Raw genomic sequence first — 19,168 nt, 5'->3', positions numbered from 1 at the left:
GGGCGGCGCGCCAGTTTACGTGGCGCGCGCGCCTGCGCGTACGGTCAGAACGGGCAGTTCGCCAGGGCGAGCAGCGAGACGATGCGCGCTTGCACCAATTCGAAGTCGCGCAGCGCCAAGTTCACGTCCGCGTTGCGGAGCCCGGAGCCGGCGATGACGAGATCGAGGCTGGTGCCTTCGCCTTCGATGTATTGTGCACGGGTTAGCCGATCCAGCTCGGCGGCCAGCTGGCGCGCGTCGGCCGCGACCTTGCGGGAGTCGGTGGCCACCGAGACCTGACGGCGCGCGCGCGCGACGTCGACTTCGGCCGCCCGGCGCTTGGCGACGAGCTGCTGCTCGGCCTGATCGGTGGCGGCGTAGGCGGCGCGGCGCTGGCCGTCGCGGATCCCGCCGTCGTAGAAGGGGACGGAGAGGATGGCCTGGATGTTCCAGGTCGGGTTTTGCTGGTTCGAATCGACGCTGGTGGCCGACAAGGTCGACTGCGCGGTGATGGTCGGCGAGTACTGGTACTTCGCGTCGGTGATCGTTCGCTCCGTGCGGACCACGTTCTGGCGGGCCGCCGCGATGTCGGCGCGCTCTTCGATGCTGCCCGCCGGCTTGCACGCGGTGCCCGCGCTCTTCTCGATGCCATCGAGGCTGATCGACGGCTCGACGCCGATGGGCTCTCCGGTGCCCAGCGCCAGCCCCAGCGCCTCGCGCGTCTTGCGGAGCGACTCGTCGCCCGTCACCAAGGTGGCGCGCGCGGACTCTACGTCCTGTTGCGCGCGGACCACGTCGAGGCCCGTGGCGGCGCCGAGCTGCTTTCGCCGCTGCGCGAGCTCCAGGCGCTCCAGCGCGCTGCGGAAGCCGATGCGATTCAGCTCCGCCACCCGCTCGGCGGTGACCACGCCGATGAGCGAGTTGGCCACGTTGAGCGCGATCGTGCGCTTGGCGTCTTCGACCGAGAGGCGCGCGAAGTCTTCGGTCGCGTGGGCCGTCCCGATGCCATACCACGCGCGCGGCGAGAGCAGCGGCACCGCGGCCACCAAGCTCCCCGTGAGGAACGGTCCCCGCGTGGGGCTCTCCACCGACTGAAAGCGCGGCGTGATGGTGCCTCCCGTCACGTCGAGGCCCGCGATCTGCTGCTGGTCCTTCGTCAAAAAGTTGTAGGTCGCGGCGCCGGTGCCTTGGAGCGTCGGCAGCGCGCTCCCCAGCGCCACGCGCGACTGCGCCTCGGCGGCCTTCACCTGGTCGAACGCGATGCGAAGATCGGTCGAGCGCGCGCGCACCATGTCCAGCGCCTGCTCCCAGCTTCCCACGTTCTTCGCCGCCGGGGGCACCGGCGCGAGCATCGGATCGTTCACCGTCGGCGGCGGCGGGACCTCGAGCGGCGTGTTGAGGGGCGGCGCGGGGGTGGTCGGTGCGGCAGGCTGCGCCGCCGGCGTCTTCGGCGGGCGCTTCGAGGGCTGCTGGGCGTACGAGGTCGGCGCCCATGTGGCCAATGCAACGATTGCAGAAAGAGCAAGAGTGGAGCGGACGCGTACGGACTGTCGCATGCGGCGCACTGTAGCCGAAGCAGTGCCGTGAGCACCTACAGCTTTGTGAAGAAAAAAAAGTGCGAAAACGTCGCTATTTTGACCAGAAACGCGTCTTGAAAACCCGACGAAAGACCCTAGCTCCAACCCGCGGTCAACTGCGTTCTCCATCCCATCTCGTGCCACCGCGACGAGCGCAACGACACGCAACGGGCGCCGTCACCGGCCGATAAAGGAACCGAGGCGCGCCATCGAAACGCTTCGAAGCGCGAAGCTCATGAGATTAATGCCGTTGATAGTGCGGCGCATGCCCCGGCGCGATTCGAAGCGCCGCGCGAAGGGCGCTGAAACGCCCGCGGAGGCTCGCGGCGCTCACGCGAAACGACGCGGCCACCTCGGCCTGCGTGAGCGGCACGTGATCGAGGTACACGATGGTGTATGCGAGCGCCGCGGCCAGCCCTTGCACGGTGGGGCCATCCTCCGCCAGCTTTCGCACCGCCGGCTCGCGCGCGATGACCAGCGCCCGGGCGCGCTGGCGCGCATCGAGCGGGAGGTTCTCGAGGCCGCGCACCAAGGAGGCGTCGAGCTCCGCGGCCGACTCCTCCGCGCTCTTGCGCGGCTTGCGACGGCGCGTGGCGGGGGCGCGCTCGATGGAATCGAGCGGCCCCAATTCGGTCGCCTGCGGGGCCCTGCCCGAGAGCCGCAGATCGCCCGCTTGCGGGGGCCGGCCCGATAGCCGCAGCTCGGTGGGCTGACGGGATTGACCCGCGAGCGGGCTTGGGAGCCGGCTCGGGGCCCGACTCGGCAACTGAAACGAGATGCGCGAGGCGGCGGCCCCGGAGGCGGCGTCGCCGTCAGGCGGGGCTCCCGCTTCCAGCCAGCGCCAGAGGGCGGCCTGCTCGCGCGAGACGCCGCGCTTCATGGCGCGGGACAGAACGCGCTTGGCCTCTTGCAGCTTGCCGGCGCGCGCCAGCGCGTGCGCGAAGGACGCGGCGATTTCGCGGTTGCCCACCGCGCCCTCGTAGGCGGTCTGCAACCAGACCACGGCCTCCTCCGCGCGGCCGAGCGCCACGTCGATGAGGTGCCCCAGGTTGTGCGCGTACCACGGGTTCTTCGGCGACGCGCTGAGGGCACGGAAGTATGCCATGGCCGCATACTTGTAGTTTCCCAACAAGGTTTGGCAGAGACCCAAGACGGCCCAAGCGCGATCGTCGTCTTTGACCCAGAGCAGGACCTTGCGGGCATGGAGCGCGGCGCGCCATGGATGTCGCTCGACGAGGAGCTCGGCAAGCTGCCGATGGGCATAGACGCTCTCTTCGCTCGCCGGCGCCGCCGTACGCGTCAACCGATGAAGAAGCGGGAGGACCTCCCCGGGGTCGAGCGCGCTTTGGAGAGCCCACTCCACGTCTTGCCTCAGACGTTTGGCTTCGTTTTCGTGCGCGTCCATACGGTTTTTAGGGTGTAGCTGCGACGTGGATGTCGCGCAACGAGAGAGAGTCTGATTTCGAGGTGCGATACAATTTGACCTTGCGTGAGTGCTCTGTGTGATCTAGCGCCGGTTCGAGCGAACGCCCTCGCAGCCCTGAGCATGAGTCTCGGATTCGCTATCGAAACGCAATCACCCGACTATGAACGAGTTCGTGCAAGATGCGCAAGACATCGAGCATGGGCATGCCGCAGGCGGCCATGATCATTTGAAGGCTCGAGACACCGTCGACGTGCGATAGCACGAAGCCGGCTCGGTGATCGATGGATAGCCACTGAAGCTTTTCACGCGGCACCGCCACGTGGGGGATCCGATCGAGCGGGCCTATGCGCGCCGCGTACATCTGCTCGAGCACCGACCGGCAGTTGTCGGCGCACCGCCGTGCCTCGGTATGCTCCGGGAAATCCACCAGCAGGGCCTCCGCGGCCGCCAACGCGCCCGTGTAGTCGCCCAGCGAGAAGCGATCCCGCATTTCCCCGACGACGTCGGCCGGGTGGCTGACCTGCACGTCCTGCACGTCGGGGGTGCTGGGCGAGGGCCCGCGCTTGGGCATCGCGGCGGCGGGGGCCGCGTGGTCCGTGCGGTCTCTCTCGTGCGCCTCGTAGCCCTCGTCGTCCGCCAGCGCGGCGGCGACATGGGCGTTGGCGAGGGATAGCACGCTGGCGTTGCTCGTGGGGGTGGGGCGCTCGCTCAGGGCCAAGGAGCGAATTCGATGAAGCTCCGGCTCGTTCGACTCGTTTCCGTCGCCCCGCTCGTTCGCGCCGTCCGTCGCGTCTTCGTTCTTCGGGGCCGTTTCGCCTTCGGGCACGTGCGGGTTTTGCGCATCTTGATCGCCTTCTGGATCGGTTTGCCGGCTCACGATGCTAGTGAGTCTATGTCACGCCATGCGATTGCGCATCGCGGCCTTTGGTCGGGTCGGGCCACCGCGGGTGCATCCATACCCACTGCTCGGGGAGATCCAGGATGCGGCGCGAGAGCTCATCGTTGATCCGCTCCGTGAGGCAACGCTCCGAGGCCGCGCGGTCGATCGCGCATCCAAGGTCATCGATGGGGATGCGTGTGACCGTCAACACCATCGCGCCGTCCGCGCCGCGCGCGGCGGTTCCGATGACCACGGCAGCCCCCGTTCGGCATGCCATACGGGCAGGGCCCACGGGTGTCGCAGCAGGTATGCCAAGGAAGGGAACCGCGATGGAGGGCACCCGCGCGCGAAGATCCATCGGCATCCCCAACACGCCGCCCGCGCGTAAGGTGCGCAGCATGCGAAAGGGCGCCCCCGCCGCGCCGCGGTAGATGGATCGCACCCCCACCCCCCCGCGCAGCCGATCGTAGAGGGCCGTCAGGCGTGGATCGTAGCTTTCGCGGGCCACGGTGGTCAGCGCGAAGCCGTGGTCGACCAAGGTGGCGGCCACCCGCTCCCAAGGCCCGAGGTGGGCCGAGACGAACAATACGCCGCGCCCTTCGCGCTGCGCCTCGCGCAGAATGGCGCGGTCTTTTTCGGGGAAGGGGAGCGTACGAACCGCGGCGCCCGGCCGGAGCGAGGCCACCGCATCGCCCAAGTGGCCGCCGAGGTTCCGGTACGCCGCCGCGACGAGGCTTTGCGTGGAGGCTTCGTCCAGATGCGGGAGCGCGCGCTGTACATTGGCGCGCGCGAGCTTTCGCAGGCGCGGGTGGGCGAGGTGCACGCATGCGCCCAGGCCGCGTCCGAGGGCGCGCAAACGGCGCGGGGGCAAAGAGGTGAGGGTGGCCAGCACCGCGCGAATGATCCAATAGAGGAGCGCGTTCTTCGCGGCTTGGGCGGTGCCCCATCGTCCCCCTTCGCGCACGTCGGGGGCCGCTCCTTCGCGCGGCGGCGCGTTCATGGGGTGGAGGCGGGCCTCGGCACGTCCCCCTGGATGACCCGGTTCTGAATCTCCACCGCCTCGCGCAGGTGGGTGAGCGCGCGCTCGCGGGCGCGGGTCACGTCGGCGGGGCGCCCGGCGTCGGCCAGGGAGACGGCGCGCGCTTCTTCCACGATGCCGGCCACCTCGAACAAGTGACCGCGGAAATAGGTGGGCTCTTTCGCATGGGCGAGGCCTTGCTCGACGTCGCGTGCGGCGCCGTCGAAGTTCCCCGCCCGCATGCGAAGCTCCGCGAGCCGCGCATACGTATCGGCCAGCACCTCGTCGATCTCCGGCACCACCGCCCCCGGGCGCGGCCTCGCCGCCTTCGTCAGCTGCTCCAGCGCCGCGATGGCGCGCGCGGGATCGTTGCTCGCCTCGTGCACGTTCGCTTCATGGTGCAGCGCCCGCGCCTGCGAGAGATAGGCGAGCAGCTGCGGATCGACCGGCGCCTCCGGATCGCCTTTGGGCGAAGAAGCACGGGCGGAGCGCGACTCCGGCGGCGCGAGCTCCGCTGCCTTGTCTTTGCACGCTGCAGGCGCCAGCAGCGCCACGGCGGCCAGCGCCAAGAGCCACCTCGGGACGTTCATCGAACCCCCCAGCGCGCAAAGCGGTTGTCGCGCAAGTCCGAGGCGCGTGCCCGCGCGATGCGATCGATCCGCGCGCTCGTTCCGCCCGTCGTGGGAAAGGGCTCGCCAAAGAGCGGCTGCGTCGAGCGCGCCACCGCGAGCTTCGCCTCGCCGGTGCCCGGCGCTTGCATCGCGGTCGCCATCGGCGCGGCCGCTGCAGCAGGTGCGGGAGGTTCGGCTCTCTTCGTGCTCGCGAAGCTCACCATCAGCGCATACGCGGCGGCCAAGGAGAGCGCGGCCGCGGCCGCCGTCCCAAAGGCCACGCGCACCACCACGCCGCCACGCTTCGAGGGCGCCGCCGCGGCGCCCTTCGTCGGGGGCGTTTGCGGCGCTCGTGGTGCCGCGTCCAGCTGCGCGAGGGCGCGATCCAGGATGGCGCGATGCTCCTCGGGCGCCATGAGCCGCGGATGGTGGGCCAGGGCGAGCGCGCGCGCGAACTCGGCGTCCTCGTTGGCGGAGCGGGAGCCCGGGTCGGCATTCGGATCGAGGTCGAGCGCATCGCGCAGCGCCTCGGCGGCGCGCAGCTCTTCTTCGGTGGGCTCCGTCGGCTCGAGGTCCGGATCGTCCATGCTCCGCGGTTTTTGGGGCGTCGTCATGGCGTGTCTTCCGATTCTTTAGCACTGGCGAGCGCCTTCTTGAGCGCGGCGATGGCGCGATGCAAGAGAACGTCGAACGTGGCGGGGGTGACTTCGAGCAAAGTAGCCACCTCCTCGCGTGGCCTCTCCTCCAGGATACGCAGCTGGATGGCGCGCGCATAACGCGGGTGGATGGTGCCCATCGCGTGGGTCACTTTGGCCCGGGCCGCCGCGCGATCCTGGTGCTCGCTCAGGGATTGATCGGTGCCGCCGTCGCCGCCCGCGTCCGCATCGAGCGACCGCTCCACGTCGTCGGCGTCCCAGACGAGCATGCGCTTTCGCGCCCGCAGTTGGTCGATGGCCACGCGCAGCGCCAACGTCCGCAGCCAGGGGTAGAACCCCACGTTTTGCCACGTGAACCGATCGATTCGCTCCACCACCTTGGCGTAGGTATCGGCGAGCGCATCCTTGGCGGCCGCCTCCGATCCGAGCCTCGGAAGGAGCACGCTGCGATAGAGGCCCGGCCCATAGCGACCCAAAAGCTCCCCGAGCGCCTCGCGATCCTTCGCTTGGGCACGGACGACGAGCTGCCGCTCGAGCTCGAGCTCGTCTTCGCGCGTCGAGGAACGCGAATGCACGGGCCCGAGCATAGCCGTGTCGACGTTCGATACCCCGAAGAAGATCTCCACCCCTGGGTCCAGGGTCGCCGTCAGGAAGGCACAAGCAGTCGCAGTCACATGAGGACCAACGCCGGCCTTGCGGCAAAGCTTACAGAGTGCAACCACGACGGCGCGACGGCCTCGCAAAAATGCTAAGACGGCTCCCGTGAGCGACGTCTCGTTGGCCCAGGGCGCGGAAGACAATGGTCTGGCGGTGATGCTGGCGGATCTGGTCCGTCAGAATCTGGAGGCGAAACCGCATAAAAAGCGAGACTTTGCCGCCCTCGACGGGTCTTTTTCCATCGTAGCGGAGGACGCCGAGGTGGCCCTGACCCTCCGGTTCGCGAAGGGGAGGCTCACCATCCACGATGGCATCGTCGGCATCCCCGATGTCACCATCCGCGGCGGGTCGGACACCATTCTGGCGCTCTCCAACCTACCGCTCACCCGTCCGCTTGGCCTGCCCATCCCAAACCCCCGCGACAAGAACGAGCTCTCGTTGATGCGCTCGGTGGTCTCCGACCTGCGCGCGGGCAGGGTCCACATCTATGGAATGGCCTTTCATTTCCCCATGTTGATGCGACTCACCCGGGTGATGTCGGTCAACGGTTGAGCATTGTGCTGGCGCTTTCCCGGCCGGTTGCCCCGTCTCTTTTTTGGTTTTGCGAGCGCTTTCGCGCAGACTTCCCTTGACCCGGCACGCCCAGTGAAATAGCGTGCGCCCCCCAACTCACCCTGCTCTCGAGTGGCATGGGCAACCGCCAATGCTAGGCTCTTTTCGAGGACAGGGACAATTTCGGAACCGCTCGTCCCTCTAGGATAAAAGCCTCATGGCCGTTCACATTCGTCTCGCCCGCGCCGGTGCAAAGAAGCGTCCCTTTTATCGTCTGGTCGTGACCGACCATCGCAGCCCGCGGGGCGGTCGCTTCCTGGAAAATATCGGCACCTACGATCCGTCCAAGGGCGACTCCCTCCTTCACGTGGACCAGGAGCGGCTCACGTTCTGGCGTGGTCGGGGAGCGCAGCCGTCGGAGACCGTCACCCGCCTGCTCAAGCGCCTGCAGAAAGCCGCCGCCGCGACCGAAGCCAAGTAGCTTCGGTCTCGTCTGTCTCATCTGTTGTCGGATTCCGCGCGCTGCCGTTCGTCGTTCCTCGAGCTGTTCTGTTCTGTTTGCGCCGTTCGCTCGCTCCGCGCTCGTTTTCGTTGCTCCGTTTCCTCTCCCGCTCTCTTCCTCCCTCTCCTCCTCTCCCCATCCAACTCTTGTCCTCGCTCTTCCATTTGAAGCGGGCTCGTTTCCGCTTTTCCTCCATCTCGTTTTTCGGGTTCTCCGACGCGGTTTTCGCGTCTTCTGACAAGTCCCTGCGCGCCCCCCTGGCGGAATGCCCATGCCGTTGAAAGAGCTGATCCGCACGATCGCCATGGAGCTGGTCGACCATCCGGACCAAGTCGTGGTGACGGAAATCGCTAGCGAACACAACAGCCTCATCGAACTCCGCGTCGCCAAAGAAGACGTTGGAAAGGTGATTGGAAAGGAGGGGCGCACCGCACAGTCGATGCGCACCATCCTGGCCGCGGTCTCGACCAAGTTGGGTCGGCGCGCGCACCTCGATATCGTGGATTGACCGCGCGTTGAGCCGAATGAGCAAGCCCTCGCGCGCCGGCGAAGACCAGGACGAGCGCGATCGCCGCGATCGATTCGTCCCGCTGGCGGAAGTCATGCGGCCGCACGGCGTGCACGGCGAGCTCCGGCTCAAAGTGTTCAACTCGGAGAGCGATCTCCTGCTCGCGCAAGACGAAGTCTTGGTGCAGCTCAAGCCCGCGGCGGAGGCCAAGCCGGGGGCGCAAAAGGCGAGCAAGACGGGCGAGGGGACGGGCGCGCAAGACGGCGGCGACGTGCACGAGGTCTCGGTCGACCGCGCGCGCCGCGCCGACGCGGCCATTTTGCTCAAGCTGCACTCGATCGACGACCGCGATCGCGCCGAGGAGCTGCGCGGGGCGCTCGTCGGGCTCTGGCGCTCGCAGTTTCCGCCGCCCGAAGAGGGGGCGTTCTACGCGTGCGACATCGAGGGCGCGCGCGTGGTGGTGCGCGAGGCGGCCGAAGACGGCAGCGAGCAGCTGCGCGAGATTGGCACCGTGCGCAGCCTGACGTCGTACCCGAGCGTGGACGTGTTGGTCGTTCACGCCAACGACGGAAAGAAGGATTGGGAGGTGCCCCTCGTGGAGGCTTATGTCTCCGAGGTGGACGTGGCGCGCGGGCTGGTGACCCTCGCGACCCTCGAAGGCTTGGAACGGTAGCCGTTCGATGCGCGTCGATATCGTGACGCTGTTCCCCGAGGCCTTCGAAGGCTTCCTCGCGACGAGCTTCGTGGCCCGCGGGATCGAGGCGCAGAAGCTCGGCGTTCGCTTTCGCTCGCCGCGCGAGTTCGGGCTCGGCAAGCACAAAAGCGTGGACGATACGCCCTACGGCGGCGGCAGCGGCATGGTCATGCGGGTGGACGTGCTGGTGGCTTGCTTCGAGTCGCTGGACCTCGACGCGCCCGACGGCGTAAAGGCGCATCGCGTGCTTCTCACGCCCCAAGGTGCGCCGCTCGATCAGTCGCGCGTGCGCGCGCTCGCCGCGCGACCGGCGGTGATGCTCGTGTGCGGGCGCTACGAGGGGTTCGATGAGCGGGTGCGGGCCCACGTCGATGAAGAAATTTCGCTCGGCGACTTCGTGATGACCGGGGGCGAGGTGGCGGCGATGGCCATCGTCGATGCGTGCGTGCGCCTCTTGCCCGGTGTGCTCGGCAACGAGGAGTCGGTGCGCGAAGAGTCGCACAGCACGGAGAACGAGGGGCTCCTCGAGTACCCGCAGTACACGCGGCCCGCCGAGTTTCGCGGCGCGGACGTGCCGGCCATCCTCACCGGCGGGCACCATGCGCACATCGCAGCCTGGCGCCGTGAGCAGGCGGTGGTGCGCACCCGCGAGCGGCGCCCGGATCTGTACGAGCGTTACGCTGCGCGAACGGCGGCTTCGGGTGCGGCGGGGGTGCGGACGCGGGGGAGGGGAGGGCGCGCTGGGGGCTCCGGAAATGCCGGAAATGCCGGCGGCGCCGGAAATTCCGAAAGTGCCGGAAGCTCCGGAAATGCCGGCGGCGCCGGAAGTTCCGGAAATGCCGGTAGCGCCGGAAATTCCGAAAGTGCCGGAAGCTCCGGAAATGGCGGCGGCGCCGGAAGCTCCGGAAATGGCGGCGGCGCCGGAAATTCCGAAAGTGCCGGAAGCTCCGGAAATGGCGGCGGCGCCGGAAGCTCCGGAAATGGCGGCGGCGCCGGAAGCTCCGGAAATGGCGGCGGCGCCGGAAATTCCGAAAGTGCCGGAAGCTCCGGAAATGCCGGTGGCGCCGGAAATTCCGGAAATGCCGGTGGCGCCGGAAGCTCCGAAAATACCGGAAGTGCCGGTCATTCGGGAAAGGACGAATGAGCGATGCGGACGCTCGCCATTGCGCTCGTTCACTACCCTGTGCTCGACAAGGCCGGTGACACCGTCACCACGGCGATTACGAACCTCGACGTGCACGATCTCGCGCGCAGCGCGCGCACGTACGGGTGCAGCGATTACTTCATCGTGCACCCCATCGCGGCCCAGCGCGATCTGGTGGAGCGCATCTGCGACCATTGGACGAACGGTTCGAGCGGAAAGCGCATCCCCGATCGCAAGGTGGCGCTCGAGCTGGTTCGCGTCGTTCCCTCGCTCGAGGACATGTACGCCCGCTTCGGAGGACGCCAGGCCGTCGAGGTATGGATCACGGCCGCCCGAAGGGTGGCGCCGCCGATATCCATGGCCGAAGCAAGCCGAAGGCTCGAAGACGACCGCGATCCGCGCCCCGTGATCGTCCTCTTCGGCACCGGCTGGGGTCTGGCATCCTCCGTCGTCGAGTCGGCAGACGCCACCATCGAGTCGATTCGCGGCCGCATCGACACCTCGTACAACCACCTCAGCGTGCGCGCCGCCTGCGCCATCACGCTCGATCGCCTACGCGGCGCGCGCTGAACGCTGCACGCGCCGCGGATTCGCTCACGCGCGCTGCACGCGCCGCGGATTCGCTCACGCGCGCTGAATGCTGCGCGCCGCGGATTCGCTCACGCGCGCGGCGGCGCGAACAGGGCGTTCATCCCGGCGTACGTGATCTCGCCCACCGGGAACGAATAGGTGCCGGCTTGGAGGAGCTCGACGCAGGCGCGGCGCGCGGCCTCGAGCGCGACCTCGCCCAGGCGGCCGCCCACGGTGACCCGGCGGACGCCCAGACGGCGAAGCTCGGGAACGGGCGCCAGGCCCGGCCACGCGAGCACATTGAGCGGAAGGGACGTGCCGCGGGTGATGGCCTGGATGTGATCCGGGTTCTGAAGGCCCGGCACGAAGAAGCCATCGGCGCCGGCCTCCTCGAAAATTTTGGCCCGCGCGAGCGACTCCTCCACGTGCTGCTCCGGAGGGTGCGTGCGGTGCAGCACGATGTCCGTGCGCGAGTTGATGAAGAGGTCCACCCCGAAGCGCCGGGCCGCCTCGCGCGCTGCGGCGATGCTCTCGGCGAGGGCCTCCGGACGGCCCGCGCCATCCTCGAGGTTGACGGCGACGGCGCCCGTTTCCAGCACGCGGGTGACCGACTCCGCCACCTCGCGCGGCGTCTTGCCGTAGCCGCGCTCGAAGTCCACCGACACCGGCACCGAGACCGCGCGCACCATCCGCCGCACGGCCCCGAGGAGCTCCTCGAGCGGAAGGTCCTCACCGTCGGCGTAGCCGAGCGACCATGCCACGGCGCAGCTCGTGGTCGTGATGGCGCGCGCGCCGTTCGCCACGAACAGGGCCGCGCTCCCCGCGTCCCAGGCGTTGGGGAACACCACCAGCTCACCGGGAGCGTGCAGAGAACGGAACGTGGCTGCGTGGGCGATTTGCTGGGCGTTCGACATCGCGTGACCTCCGATCAGGCTCTGTAGCGAAGGCCCCCTCCGCCGGGAAGATCCAGATTCGAGTAAAAAAAGGCAGACCACTTCGTCAAAAGCACTCCACCAGCGGCGGCTCGATCGTCAGCCCGCCCGCCTTGGCCGGCTGCGATTCGACCAGAACGATGCGCGCAGGCTCGTCCGGCTTGGCGTGCACGGCGCGCAGTCGTTTTGGCTCGAGCCCCACGGCGCGCAAGGTTGCGAACAGCGTGGCCATCTCGCGCGCCGGGTACACGAAGCACACCCGCGCCCTTCGCCCCGCGATCGTTCGCGCCGCGTGCACGAACGCGTCGAGCGATCCCATCCGAGCACGCGCCCTTCGCCCCTCGGCCGGCACGCGGCCCCGGCCGACCTCGACATAGGGCGGATTGCAGACCACCAGATGCGCCGCGCCGGCGTGCTCGGGGCAGATACGCGACACGTCCCCCGCGATGACCTCGGCGCGCTCGCGCCACCCGTGCTCGACGATGTTTTGCGCGGCGTGGGCGGCCGCCTCCGGATCCAGCTCGACGAAGACCACGCGCTGCACGGCGTCGAGCGCGAGCAGGGCCAGGCCCACCGCGCCCGATCCGGCCCCCAGATCGAACGCGACCGTGCGCGGGGCAGGGCGGCCCATCGCGGGCGCGGCCGCGAATTGGGCCAGGTGAAACGCGTCCACATTGACCCGGTAGCCTTGGCCGCGCGGCGGTTGATGCACCAGCAATCGCGCGAGACGAACGGGCTCCAGGGAGCCGACTCCTACTTCCACCCGAGGACCGCGATTCACGCTATCTAATCGCCATGGTGCCCCTTCCGTCGCCCAAGAAGCAAGGCGCCCGTGCAAGTTCGCACGGCGGTGCGCTCTCCGCACCTCCCGCACCTCCCGCACCCGCGCGGGCGAGCGCGGAGGAAGCCATCGTCGCGCGGGCGCGGATGCTCGGCTTCGACGCGGTGGGCTTTGCGCGCGCGGACCTCCCGGTCGAAGCCGATTTCGAGCATTACCGCGCCTTCATCGACCAGGGGATGCACGGCGAAATGGGGTGGCTCGCCGAGAACGCGGAGGTGCGCGCGAGCGCCTCGGGCGAGGGCATCCTCGCGGGGGCCCGCACCGTGATCTGCCTGGCGCGCCGCTACCAGCGCCCGCGCGAAGAAGAGGAGAACGACGCACCCCTGGCGCGCACGGTAGCCCGCTATGCCCGCGGCAGCGACTACCACAATCACCTGCGCCGCAAGCTGCGCAAGCTCGCCACCTTCGTGCGCGGCCTCGGCAGCCCGGAGGAGCCCGTCTCCGCCCGCCCCATTTGCGACGATGCGCCCATGTTGGAGCGCGCGTGGGCCGCGCGCGCAGGGCTGGGGTTCGTCGGCAAAAATGGCCTCCTCATCGTGCCCGGCCAGGGGTCGATGGTTCTGCTCGGGGAGGTGGTGACCACCCTGGCGCTCACCCCCGGTGTGCCGATGGCCGAGCGCTGCGGCAGCTGCACGCGGTGCCTCGAGGCTTGCCCCACGGGCGCCTTCGTGCGCCCGTTCGTGCTCGATCCCCGCCGGTGCATCGCGTACCTGACCATCGAGCATCGCTCGGGCATCGCGGAGGAGTTTCGTGGACCCATCGGCGAGCACCTCTTCGGCTGCGACGACTGCCAGACCGTGTGCCCCTTCAACGCGTCCACCCGGCCGCGCAAACCCGACCCCCTGCGCGTCGCAGCGGTGGCCGCGGGCCGGCCGCAGCACGCGGAAGACCTTCCGGGCTCCCCCTTCGAGCCCCTGGAATGCTGGCGCTCCCTCGAGCTCGCGGCTCTCCTCGAGCTTCGGGAGCCCGAGCCAGGGGCCGCGCAGGTCGAGCAGGACGCGCAGGTCGAGCCGGCCGCGCCGGAGACGTCCGACGATCCTTCCAGGGCCCTCTGGACCAAGCTCGCGGGGAGCCCCGTGCGGCGCGCCACCGCCGATGGTCTCGCGCGCAACGCCGCGTTGGTCCTCGGCAACCGCGGGGACGCCGGGGCCTTGCCCGCCCTGCGCAGGGCGGCGGTCGCGCACCCCGCCGAGATGGTGCGGACGAGCGCCGCGTGGGCCGTCCGCCGCATCGAAGGTATGCTCGGATGAAGCCTCCTCGAAAGAAAAAGGCAGCCGAGTCGATCAACGACTGGCAATAAGGATGGGATGGGATCGATGTCGGAGGTGAGAAGGACCCCGGTGGCGCTCGCGTGGCTCGGCTCGGCCGTGCTCTCTGCGCTCGCGGCTTCCTCCTGCGCGCCAGGGCCCGCGCTATTTGTGCATACTGCACGCATCGGGCAAACGTCGCAGACGGAGATCGGGCAGCCGGTGCCGTTCCAGAGCATCACGCGCCCCGATCAAGCGGGGCACCCGAGGGCGCAGTTCGCCCTCCTGCGCAGCCAGCAGGATTGGGATCTGTTCTTCGCCGACCACCCGCAGCGCGCGCAGTCGAAATCCATCGACTTCGGCAAGTCGACCGTGCTCGCCGCCTTCGTGGACGACCTTGGGGCCACCCGCCTCGAGACCTCGCACGTGATCGACAATGGCTCGGCCATCCACGTGTACATGCGGGAGGGCTTCCCCGGCGACGGTTGTAGCCCGCATTCTGGTTTGGCCGGCCTCCCGTACGAGCTCCTCTCCTTGCCCAACAGCAAAAAGCCCGTGCACGTGCACGTCGACTCGGTGCGCGATCCGGCGTGTGGAAAGTCGGTGGGCGCCACCCTCTCGTGCCGCATCGGCTCAGATGGGAAATGGTCGACGGGCAACGTGGCCGCCAAGGTGGGCGACGTGGTGGAGTGCAAGGCCGAGATCCTGGCCGGCGCCAAAATGCTGGTCGATCGCACCTGGATCCTCGCCGAGGCGCCGAAAGGCTCGGTGACCAAGCTGCAGTTCCAGGACGGGGGCGCGAGCGTACGCTTTCCGGTCGACGTCTTCGGTCGCTACCGGGTGCACGTGGAGGCCACCGACGAGGACAACAAGCGCGGGGTCGCCCAGAGCTTGATCGACGCGGCGGTGGCCGAGGGCACCTTCGTGGAGATGTCCTGGTCCAACTTCGAGGCCTCGAGCGACCCTTCCAAGTTTCCGAAGGTGGAGCTCCACGCGGCCGATCTCGCCGGCCCGCCCGCGGCGCGGCGCGATTGCTCGGTGGCCCTGGCCAGCGGCGCCGAACGGCCCGCGTGGTGCGATGTGCAGACCAGCAGCGCGGCCACCTTGCTGCGGCTCCACAAAGATCCGCCGGGCCGCTACATGGTGTCGGTCCGCTATCAGAGCGAGCGCACGGACAATTCGCCGGTGCTCTGCGTGCGCACCCTCTCGGCCGGCGCCGTGGTGACCGAGGGCTGCGACGCCAATGTCCGAAGAGCCGGCGCCATCTGGGAAATCGGCGCCATCGACGAGGCGAGCGGCGGCTTCGACGGGCGCGCCTTCCTCACGCCCAAGGGCGTGGCGAGCATCGAGCTCGATCAGCCGCTCTCGCCCGGCATTCTGGCGCTGCCCGATCTGGAGCGAAGGTATGTCGCGCGTTATTACTTCGACGCGCAGCCGGCGGAGGGCTTTCGCTTGGCGGTCACGCAGGGCGGCTCGGCGGTGGTCCCCGAGGTGTGGGCCATCGTCGCCGATGGCCCTTACGCCGAGTGGGATCGCAAATTCGGCCCCGGCCCCGCGCCGCCCGCGCTGGCCAAGGCGGCCGTCGTCGCCGCGCGCGCCGGGCTCAAGGTGAAGATGATCGTCATCGAGTCCCCCCGCGTGACCACGCGCAGCGGCCTTGGCGTGGGGAGCTCGCTCGCCGAGATCTCCGCCAAGCTCGGGGCCCGCGTGCCGTTCGTCGTCCCGGCGCTGTTCGGCAAGGACGAGTGCGCGGTGACCGACGGGAACGTGCGGTTCTCGTTCGCCACCTGCGACGATGCCCGAGCGGGCGGTCGCGTGACGCGCGTCGTCATGATGGCCAATCCCAAATAGGGAGAAACCGCGACCGGGCGGCGTGTGGTAAGAGGCGCCATGCGCATTTTGGCATCGTCGTCCGCTTGGGTGTTCGCGTTCGTCTCCGTGGCTGCCGTCGCGTGCGGTGGCAATGAAGCGAGCGCCCCGCCCCCGCAAGCTCCCGCACCGAACACCGCGCCGCCGGACATGGGATCGAAGCCCGCGGCGGTGGCACCCGCGTCCGGCCCCGCGCTCCGCCTGGCCGACAACGACGAGGGCATGTGGACCTTCGATCGCTTTCCGGCCGAGCGTGTGAAGAAGCTTCATGGCTGGGGCCCGTCCAAGGAGTGGCTCGATCAGGTGAGCCAGCGGGCGGTCAAGCTGGCCTTCGGGTGCTCGGGCAGCATCGTGTCGCCGAACGGCTTGGTGATGACGAACCACCACTGCGTTTCGGAGTGTGTGAGCCAGCTCTCCAAAAAGGGCCGCGACTACATCGCGCAGGGCTACTACGCGAAGAGCGAGGCCGAAGAGCTCAAGTGCCCCGATTTCGAAATCGATCAACTGTCGGGCGTGACCGATGTCACCTCCCGCGTGGAGGAGGCCACCAAGGGCGCGCCCGAGTCCGAGTTCCACGCCAAGCAGCGCGCCGTGAAGGCGGTCATCGAAAAGGAGTGCGCCACCAGCGACGCCGTTCGCTGCGACGTGGTGACCCTCTACAACGGCGGCCAGTACCATCTGTACAAGTACCACCGCTTCCAGGACGTGCGCCTGGTGTTCGCGCCGGAGTTCGCGGCGGCCTTCTTCGGCGGCGATCCGGACAACTTCAACTTCCCCCGCTACGATTTCGATATCTCGTACGTGCGCTTGTACGAGGGCAACAAGCCGGCGAAGACCGAGCAGCACTTCCGCTATTCGGCGGCCGGGCCCAAGGAAGGGGAGCCCATCTTCGTGGCCGGCCACCCGTACAAGACCGAGCGCCTGCTCACGGTGGCGCAGCTCGAGTACGTGCGCGACGTCGAGATCCCCGAGAAGCTGATGCGCCTCTCGGAGCTGCGCGGCGCGCTCATCGAGTTCGGCAAGCGCAACGCCGAGTCCAAGCGCATCGCGTCCACGGAGCTCTTCGACATCGAGAACGCGATCAAGGCTTATACGGGGCGCTACCAGTCCTTGGTCGACAAGGAGTTCTTCGCCAGGAAGGTGAACGAGGAGAAGAGGCTGCGCGCCTACGCGGCGGCGCACCCCGATCTGGAGAAGACGGTCGGCGATGCGTGGAACGCGATCGCGCGGGCGCAGGAGCAGTACCGCGACATCCACCTGGCCCACGGCATCCTCGAGAACGCCCACGTCTCGAGCCTCTTCAAGCTTGCGCGCGCGCTCGTTCGCGCGGGGGACGAGATCCCGAAGCCCAACGATCAGAGGCTCTCCGAGTTCAACGACGCCAAGCTCCCGGCGCTCAAAGAGGAGCTCTTCTCCCCCGCGCCCATTTACGACGATCTCGAGGCGCTCGAGCTCGAGAGCTACCTGACGTGGATGCGCGCAGCCCTGGGGACCGACGAGCCGGCCGTGCAGCGCGCCCTGGCCAAGGAGACGCCGGCGGGGCTGGCGGCGGCGTTGGTGCGCGGCACCAAGCTCAAAGACATCAAGGTGCGCAAGGCGCTCTTCGAGGGCGGGAAGGCGGCCATCGAAAAGTCGACCGATCCGCTGATCCAGCTGCTGCGCCGGATCGATGGCGACGCGCGCGCGGTGCGCAAAACCTACGAGGACACGATCTTCGGCGTGGTTCGAAAGAACGGCGAGCTGGTGGCCAAGGCCCATTTCGCCGCCTACGGGCAGACGACCTACCCGGACGCCACGGCGACCTTGCGCCTCTCGTTCGGTGAGTTGAAGGGCTGGGAGGAGCGCGGCAAGCCCGTCCCCCCCATGACGATGATCGGCGGGGCGTTCGAGCGGCACACGGGCAAAGAGCCCTATGCGCTGCCGAAGCGTTGGTTGGATGCGAAGAGCAAGCTCACCGCGACCACGCCGTTCAACTTCGTGTCGACCAACGACATCATCGGTGGAAACTCGGGCTCGCCCATGGTGAACAAAGAGGGCGAAATCGTGGGGCTCATCTTCGACGGCAACATCCACTCCCTCGGCGGCGCCTTCGGCTACAACGCCGCGAACAACCGCTGCGTATCATTGCATAGTGCAGCTATTCTCGAGGCGCTCGACAAAGTCTACGGCGCTAGCCGGATTTTGGCGGAGATCAAGTAGGTGCTCGGCCGGGGGGCCGAAGCGGTCGACGGCAGAGAGGAACCGCCAGGGCGCCAGAGCCGCCAGTCGAGAAGACGAATCATGGATAGGGGAGGGAGTCCGCTGGCGGTGCTTGCGCCTCTCTCTGGTGAAAGATTGAAACCGCCAGGAGGCCAGAGCCGCCAGCCAGGAAGACGAATCATGGATGGTCGGATGGAGTCCGCTGGCGGTGCTTGCGCCCTGGCGGTTTCTCTCTCGTTCTCAGCCGAGTTTTGGCGAAGCCGGCGATGCGCTAGCCGCTCTCGAGGGACTCCCAGAATTCTGCCATGTCGGCGGGGAGGGGGGCCTCGATGGCGAGCGGATCGCCGGTGATCGGGTGTGGCAGCTCGATGCGCGCGGCGTGCAGCGCGTGGCGCGGTAGCTCGAGGCGCGCGCGGTGTTCGTCGGTGAGCTCGCCGTCGGCGTGGAGCGCGAAGTAGGATTCGTCGGGGCCGTAGAGTTTGTCGCCGACGATGGGGGTTCCGTAGGTTTGAAGGTGCACGCGGATTTGGTGCTGGCGGCCCGTCTCGAGGGCGCAGCGAACCAGCGCGTAGGGTTCGCCGGTGGGGCGCCTTCGGGTGCCCACCACCTCGAAGCCGGTGGCGGCGGTGAGCGCGTCGGCGGTCTGGCCGATGCGCATTTTCACTTTGTAGATGCTGTCGGGGTCGAGCTCCAGCGGCAGCTCGCAGCGAAAGGGCGATAGCTCCGAGGGGACCCCCCAGGTGATGGCCAAGTACGACTTGTTCACCTGGTCGCGCTCCTCGAAGAGGCGCTTGACGGTTACGTCGCAGGCGCGGGTCTTGGCGATGAGGATCACGCCGCTGGTCTCGCGGTCGATGCGGTGGGCCAGGGTCAGAAACTCCTTGGGGCGTGCGGCCTGCAGGAGCTTGATGAGCGTGTTTTTGTAGTAACGGGCCGTGGGGTGCACGGGCAGCATCGCCGGCTTGTCGATGGCCAAGAGGTGCTCGTCCTCGTGCAGGATGGGCAGATCGCGCGGCACCTCGGTCTCGTCCCACGGCGGGCGCCAGAGGAGGATGGTTTGGTCGGCGCGCACCCGGTCGTTGGGCCAGAGGCGGCGGCCCGACTCGTCGTAGGCGGAGAGCTTGATGATCTTTTGCGTGCGGGTGCGGCTGGTCCGCCGGAGCTGGCTCTGAATGAAGAGATCCAAGCGGGCGCCGGCCGCCTCGGGCGGGACGCGAAAGGCGCTGACGACGGACCCTTCCGGAACGCCCGGGGGGCGGGCATAGAATTCGGCAGCATTCTGGAGGCGGGTCACGCTTCACAAATA

The 19,168-nt window shown here is 68.5% G+C and carries 19 protein-coding genes; 9 read left to right on the top strand and 10 right to left on the bottom strand.

Going from position 1 to position 19,168, the window contains the following annotated elements:
• Positions 1-44 precede the first annotated feature (44 nt).
• The 7 genes from LZC94_25640 to LZC94_25610 all read right to left on the bottom strand — a co-directional run bounded on the left by LZC94_25640 (position 45) and on the right by LZC94_25610 (position 6,722).
• Positions 45-1,535, bottom strand: coding sequence for a TolC family protein (locus LZC94_25640; protein ID WXB11244.1), 1,491 nt, complete (start codon positions 1,533-1,535; stop codon positions 45-47).
• A 262-nt stretch (positions 1,536-1,797) separates the two neighbouring features.
• A complete protein-coding gene (locus tag LZC94_25635) occupies positions 1,798-2,961 on the bottom strand; it encodes a hypothetical protein (GenBank protein ID WXB11243.1) in 1,164 nt (387 codons plus the stop codon).
• A gap of 157 nt (positions 2,962-3,118) precedes the next feature.
• On the bottom strand, positions 3,119-3,859 hold the full coding sequence (locus LZC94_25630) for a hypothetical protein (protein WXB11242.1): 741 nt from the start codon (positions 3,857-3,859) through the stop codon (positions 3,119-3,121).
• A 13-nt stretch (positions 3,860-3,872) separates the two neighbouring features.
• Positions 3,873-4,862, bottom strand: a complete 990-nt coding sequence (locus tag LZC94_25625) for a lipid A biosynthesis acyltransferase (protein WXB11241.1) — start codon at positions 4,860-4,862, stop codon at positions 3,873-3,875.
• Positions 4,859-5,470 (bottom strand): hypothetical protein, encoded by a 612-nt coding sequence (locus tag LZC94_25620; GenBank protein WXB11240.1) that lies wholly within the window; start codon positions 5,468-5,470, stop codon positions 4,859-4,861. The genes LZC94_25625 and LZC94_25620 overlap by 4 nt, the downstream gene beginning before the upstream one ends.
• On the bottom strand, positions 5,467-6,105 hold the full coding sequence (locus tag LZC94_25615) for a hypothetical protein (protein WXB11239.1): 639 nt from the start codon (positions 6,103-6,105) through the stop codon (positions 5,467-5,469). Before LZC94_25615 ends, LZC94_25620 begins: the two co-directional genes overlap by 4 nt.
• Positions 6,102-6,722 carry a sigma-70 family RNA polymerase sigma factor gene (locus LZC94_25610; GenBank protein ID WXB11238.1) on the bottom strand — a complete coding sequence of 207 codons (621 nt, stop codon included), beginning with the start codon at positions 6,720-6,722 and terminating at the stop codon, positions 6,102-6,104. Before LZC94_25610 ends, LZC94_25615 begins: the two co-directional genes overlap by 4 nt.
• A 187-nt stretch (positions 6,723-6,909) precedes the next feature.
• On the opposite strand from LZC94_25610, the gene LZC94_25605 reads away from it, so the two are divergent.
• The 6 genes from LZC94_25605 (at position 6,910) to LZC94_25580 (ending at position 10,774) form a co-directional block, all read left to right on the top strand.
• Positions 6,910-7,356: an SCP2 sterol-binding domain-containing protein gene (locus tag LZC94_25605; GenBank protein WXB11237.1), complete on the top strand. Its 447-nt coding sequence runs from the start codon at positions 6,910-6,912 to the stop codon at positions 7,354-7,356.
• Positions 7,357-7,573: 217 nt separating this feature from the next.
• The gene (gene rpsP, locus LZC94_25600) at positions 7,574-7,837 is read left to right on the top strand and encodes a 30S ribosomal protein S16 (GenBank protein ID WXB11236.1); all 264 of its coding nucleotides are present in this window, start codon (positions 7,574-7,576) and stop codon (positions 7,835-7,837) included.
• 286 nt (positions 7,838-8,123) lie between these two features.
• Positions 8,124-8,366 carry a KH domain-containing protein gene (locus LZC94_25595; GenBank protein ID WXB11235.1) on the top strand — a complete coding sequence of 81 codons (243 nt, stop codon included), beginning with the start codon at positions 8,124-8,126 and terminating at the stop codon, positions 8,364-8,366.
• 16 nt (positions 8,367-8,382) lie between these two features.
• Complete coding sequence (gene rimM / locus LZC94_25590; protein ID WXB11234.1) at positions 8,383-9,039, top strand: ribosome maturation factor RimM; 657 nt, start codon at positions 8,383-8,385, stop codon at positions 9,037-9,039.
• 7 nt (positions 9,040-9,046) lie between these two features.
• Complete coding sequence (gene trmD, locus LZC94_25585) at positions 9,047-10,204, top strand: tRNA (guanosine(37)-N1)-methyltransferase TrmD (protein WXB11233.1); 1,158 nt, start codon at positions 9,047-9,049, stop codon at positions 10,202-10,204.
• A gap of 3 nt (positions 10,205-10,207) precedes the next feature.
• Positions 10,208-10,774 carry an RNA methyltransferase gene (locus LZC94_25580; protein ID WXB11232.1) on the top strand — a complete coding sequence of 189 codons (567 nt, stop codon included), beginning with the start codon at positions 10,208-10,210 and terminating at the stop codon, positions 10,772-10,774.
• A gap of 89 nt (positions 10,775-10,863) precedes the next feature.
• Here the strand turns inward: LZC94_25580 and LZC94_25575 are convergent, their stop codons facing one another.
• Together LZC94_25575 and LZC94_25570 are read right to left on the bottom strand one after the other, a co-directional pair.
• A complete protein-coding gene (locus tag LZC94_25575; GenBank protein WXB11231.1) occupies positions 10,864-11,688 on the bottom strand; it encodes an isocitrate lyase/phosphoenolpyruvate mutase family protein in 825 nt (274 codons plus the stop codon).
• An 85-nt stretch (positions 11,689-11,773) separates the two neighbouring features.
• Positions 11,774-12,469 carry a methyltransferase gene (locus LZC94_25570; GenBank protein ID WXB11230.1) on the bottom strand — a complete coding sequence of 232 codons (696 nt, stop codon included), beginning with the start codon at positions 12,467-12,469 and terminating at the stop codon, positions 11,774-11,776.
• A gap of 32 nt (positions 12,470-12,501) precedes the next feature.
• On the opposite strand from LZC94_25570, the gene queG reads away from it, so the two are divergent.
• The 3 genes from queG to LZC94_25555 all read left to right on the top strand — a co-directional run bounded on the left by queG (position 12,502) and on the right by LZC94_25555 (position 17,862).
• Positions 12,502-13,797, top strand: a complete 1,296-nt coding sequence (gene queG, locus LZC94_25565; protein WXB11229.1) for a tRNA epoxyqueuosine(34) reductase QueG — start codon at positions 12,502-12,504, stop codon at positions 13,795-13,797.
• 66 nt (positions 13,798-13,863) lie between these two features.
• Complete coding sequence (locus LZC94_25560; protein ID WXB11228.1) at positions 13,864-15,645, top strand: hypothetical protein; 1,782 nt, start codon at positions 13,864-13,866, stop codon at positions 15,643-15,645.
• A gap of 39 nt (positions 15,646-15,684) precedes the next feature.
• Positions 15,685-17,862: a S46 family peptidase gene (locus LZC94_25555; protein ID WXB11227.1), complete on the top strand. Its 2,178-nt coding sequence runs from the start codon at positions 15,685-15,687 to the stop codon at positions 17,860-17,862.
• A 271-nt stretch (positions 17,863-18,133) separates the two neighbouring features.
• On the opposite strand, the gene LZC94_25550 is transcribed toward LZC94_25555, so the two are convergent.
• On the bottom strand, positions 18,134-19,156 hold the full coding sequence (locus LZC94_25550) for an RluA family pseudouridine synthase (GenBank protein ID WXB11226.1): 1,023 nt from the start codon (positions 19,154-19,156) through the stop codon (positions 18,134-18,136).
• Between the last annotated feature and the right edge of the window lie 12 nt (positions 19,157-19,168).

This window comes from Sorangiineae bacterium MSr11954 (genome assembly GCA_037157815.1).
GTDB lineage: Bacteria > Myxococcota_A > Polyangia > Polyangiales > Polyangiaceae > Pendulispora > Pendulispora albinea.
This window is presented reverse-complemented; position numbering and strand designations above follow the sequence as displayed.

Bases quoted from the DNA above. Each gene is read 5' to 3' on its own strand.
- LZC94_25640 (WXB11244.1), bottom strand. From the start codon at position 1,535: ATGCGACAGTCCGTACGCGTCCGCTCCACTCTTGCTCTTTCTGCAATC.
- LZC94_25635 (WXB11243.1), bottom strand. From the start codon at position 2,961: ATGGACGCGCACGAAAACGAAGCCAAACGTCTGAGGCAAGACGTGGAG.
- LZC94_25625 (WXB11241.1), bottom strand. From the start codon at position 4,862: ATGAACGCGCCGCCGCGCGAAGGAGCGGCCCCCGACGTGCGCGAAGGG.
- LZC94_25620 (WXB11240.1), bottom strand. From the start codon at position 5,470: ATGAACGTCCCGAGGTGGCTCTTGGCGCTGGCCGCCGTGGCGCTGCTG.
- LZC94_25615 (WXB11239.1), bottom strand. From the start codon at position 6,105: ATGACGACGCCCCAAAAACCGCGGAGCATGGACGATCCGGACCTCGAG.
- rpsP (WXB11236.1), top strand. From the start codon at position 7,574: ATGGCCGTTCACATTCGTCTCGCCCGCGCCGGTGCAAAGAAGCGTCCC.
- LZC94_25595 (WXB11235.1), top strand. From the start codon at position 8,124: ATGCCCATGCCGTTGAAAGAGCTGATCCGCACGATCGCCATGGAGCTG.
- rimM (WXB11234.1), top strand. From the start codon at position 8,383: ATGAGCAAGCCCTCGCGCGCCGGCGAAGACCAGGACGAGCGCGATCGC.
- trmD (WXB11233.1), top strand. From the start codon at position 9,047: ATGCGCGTCGATATCGTGACGCTGTTCCCCGAGGCCTTCGAAGGCTTC.
- LZC94_25580 (WXB11232.1), top strand. From the start codon at position 10,208: ATGCGGACGCTCGCCATTGCGCTCGTTCACTACCCTGTGCTCGACAAG.
- LZC94_25575 (WXB11231.1), bottom strand. From the start codon at position 11,688: ATGTCGAACGCCCAGCAAATCGCCCACGCAGCCACGTTCCGTTCTCTG.
- queG (WXB11229.1), top strand. From the start codon at position 12,502: ATGGTGCCCCTTCCGTCGCCCAAGAAGCAAGGCGCCCGTGCAAGTTCG.
- LZC94_25560 (WXB11228.1), top strand. From the start codon at position 13,864: ATGTCGGAGGTGAGAAGGACCCCGGTGGCGCTCGCGTGGCTCGGCTCG.
- LZC94_25555 (WXB11227.1), top strand. From the start codon at position 15,685: ATGCGCATTTTGGCATCGTCGTCCGCTTGGGTGTTCGCGTTCGTCTCC.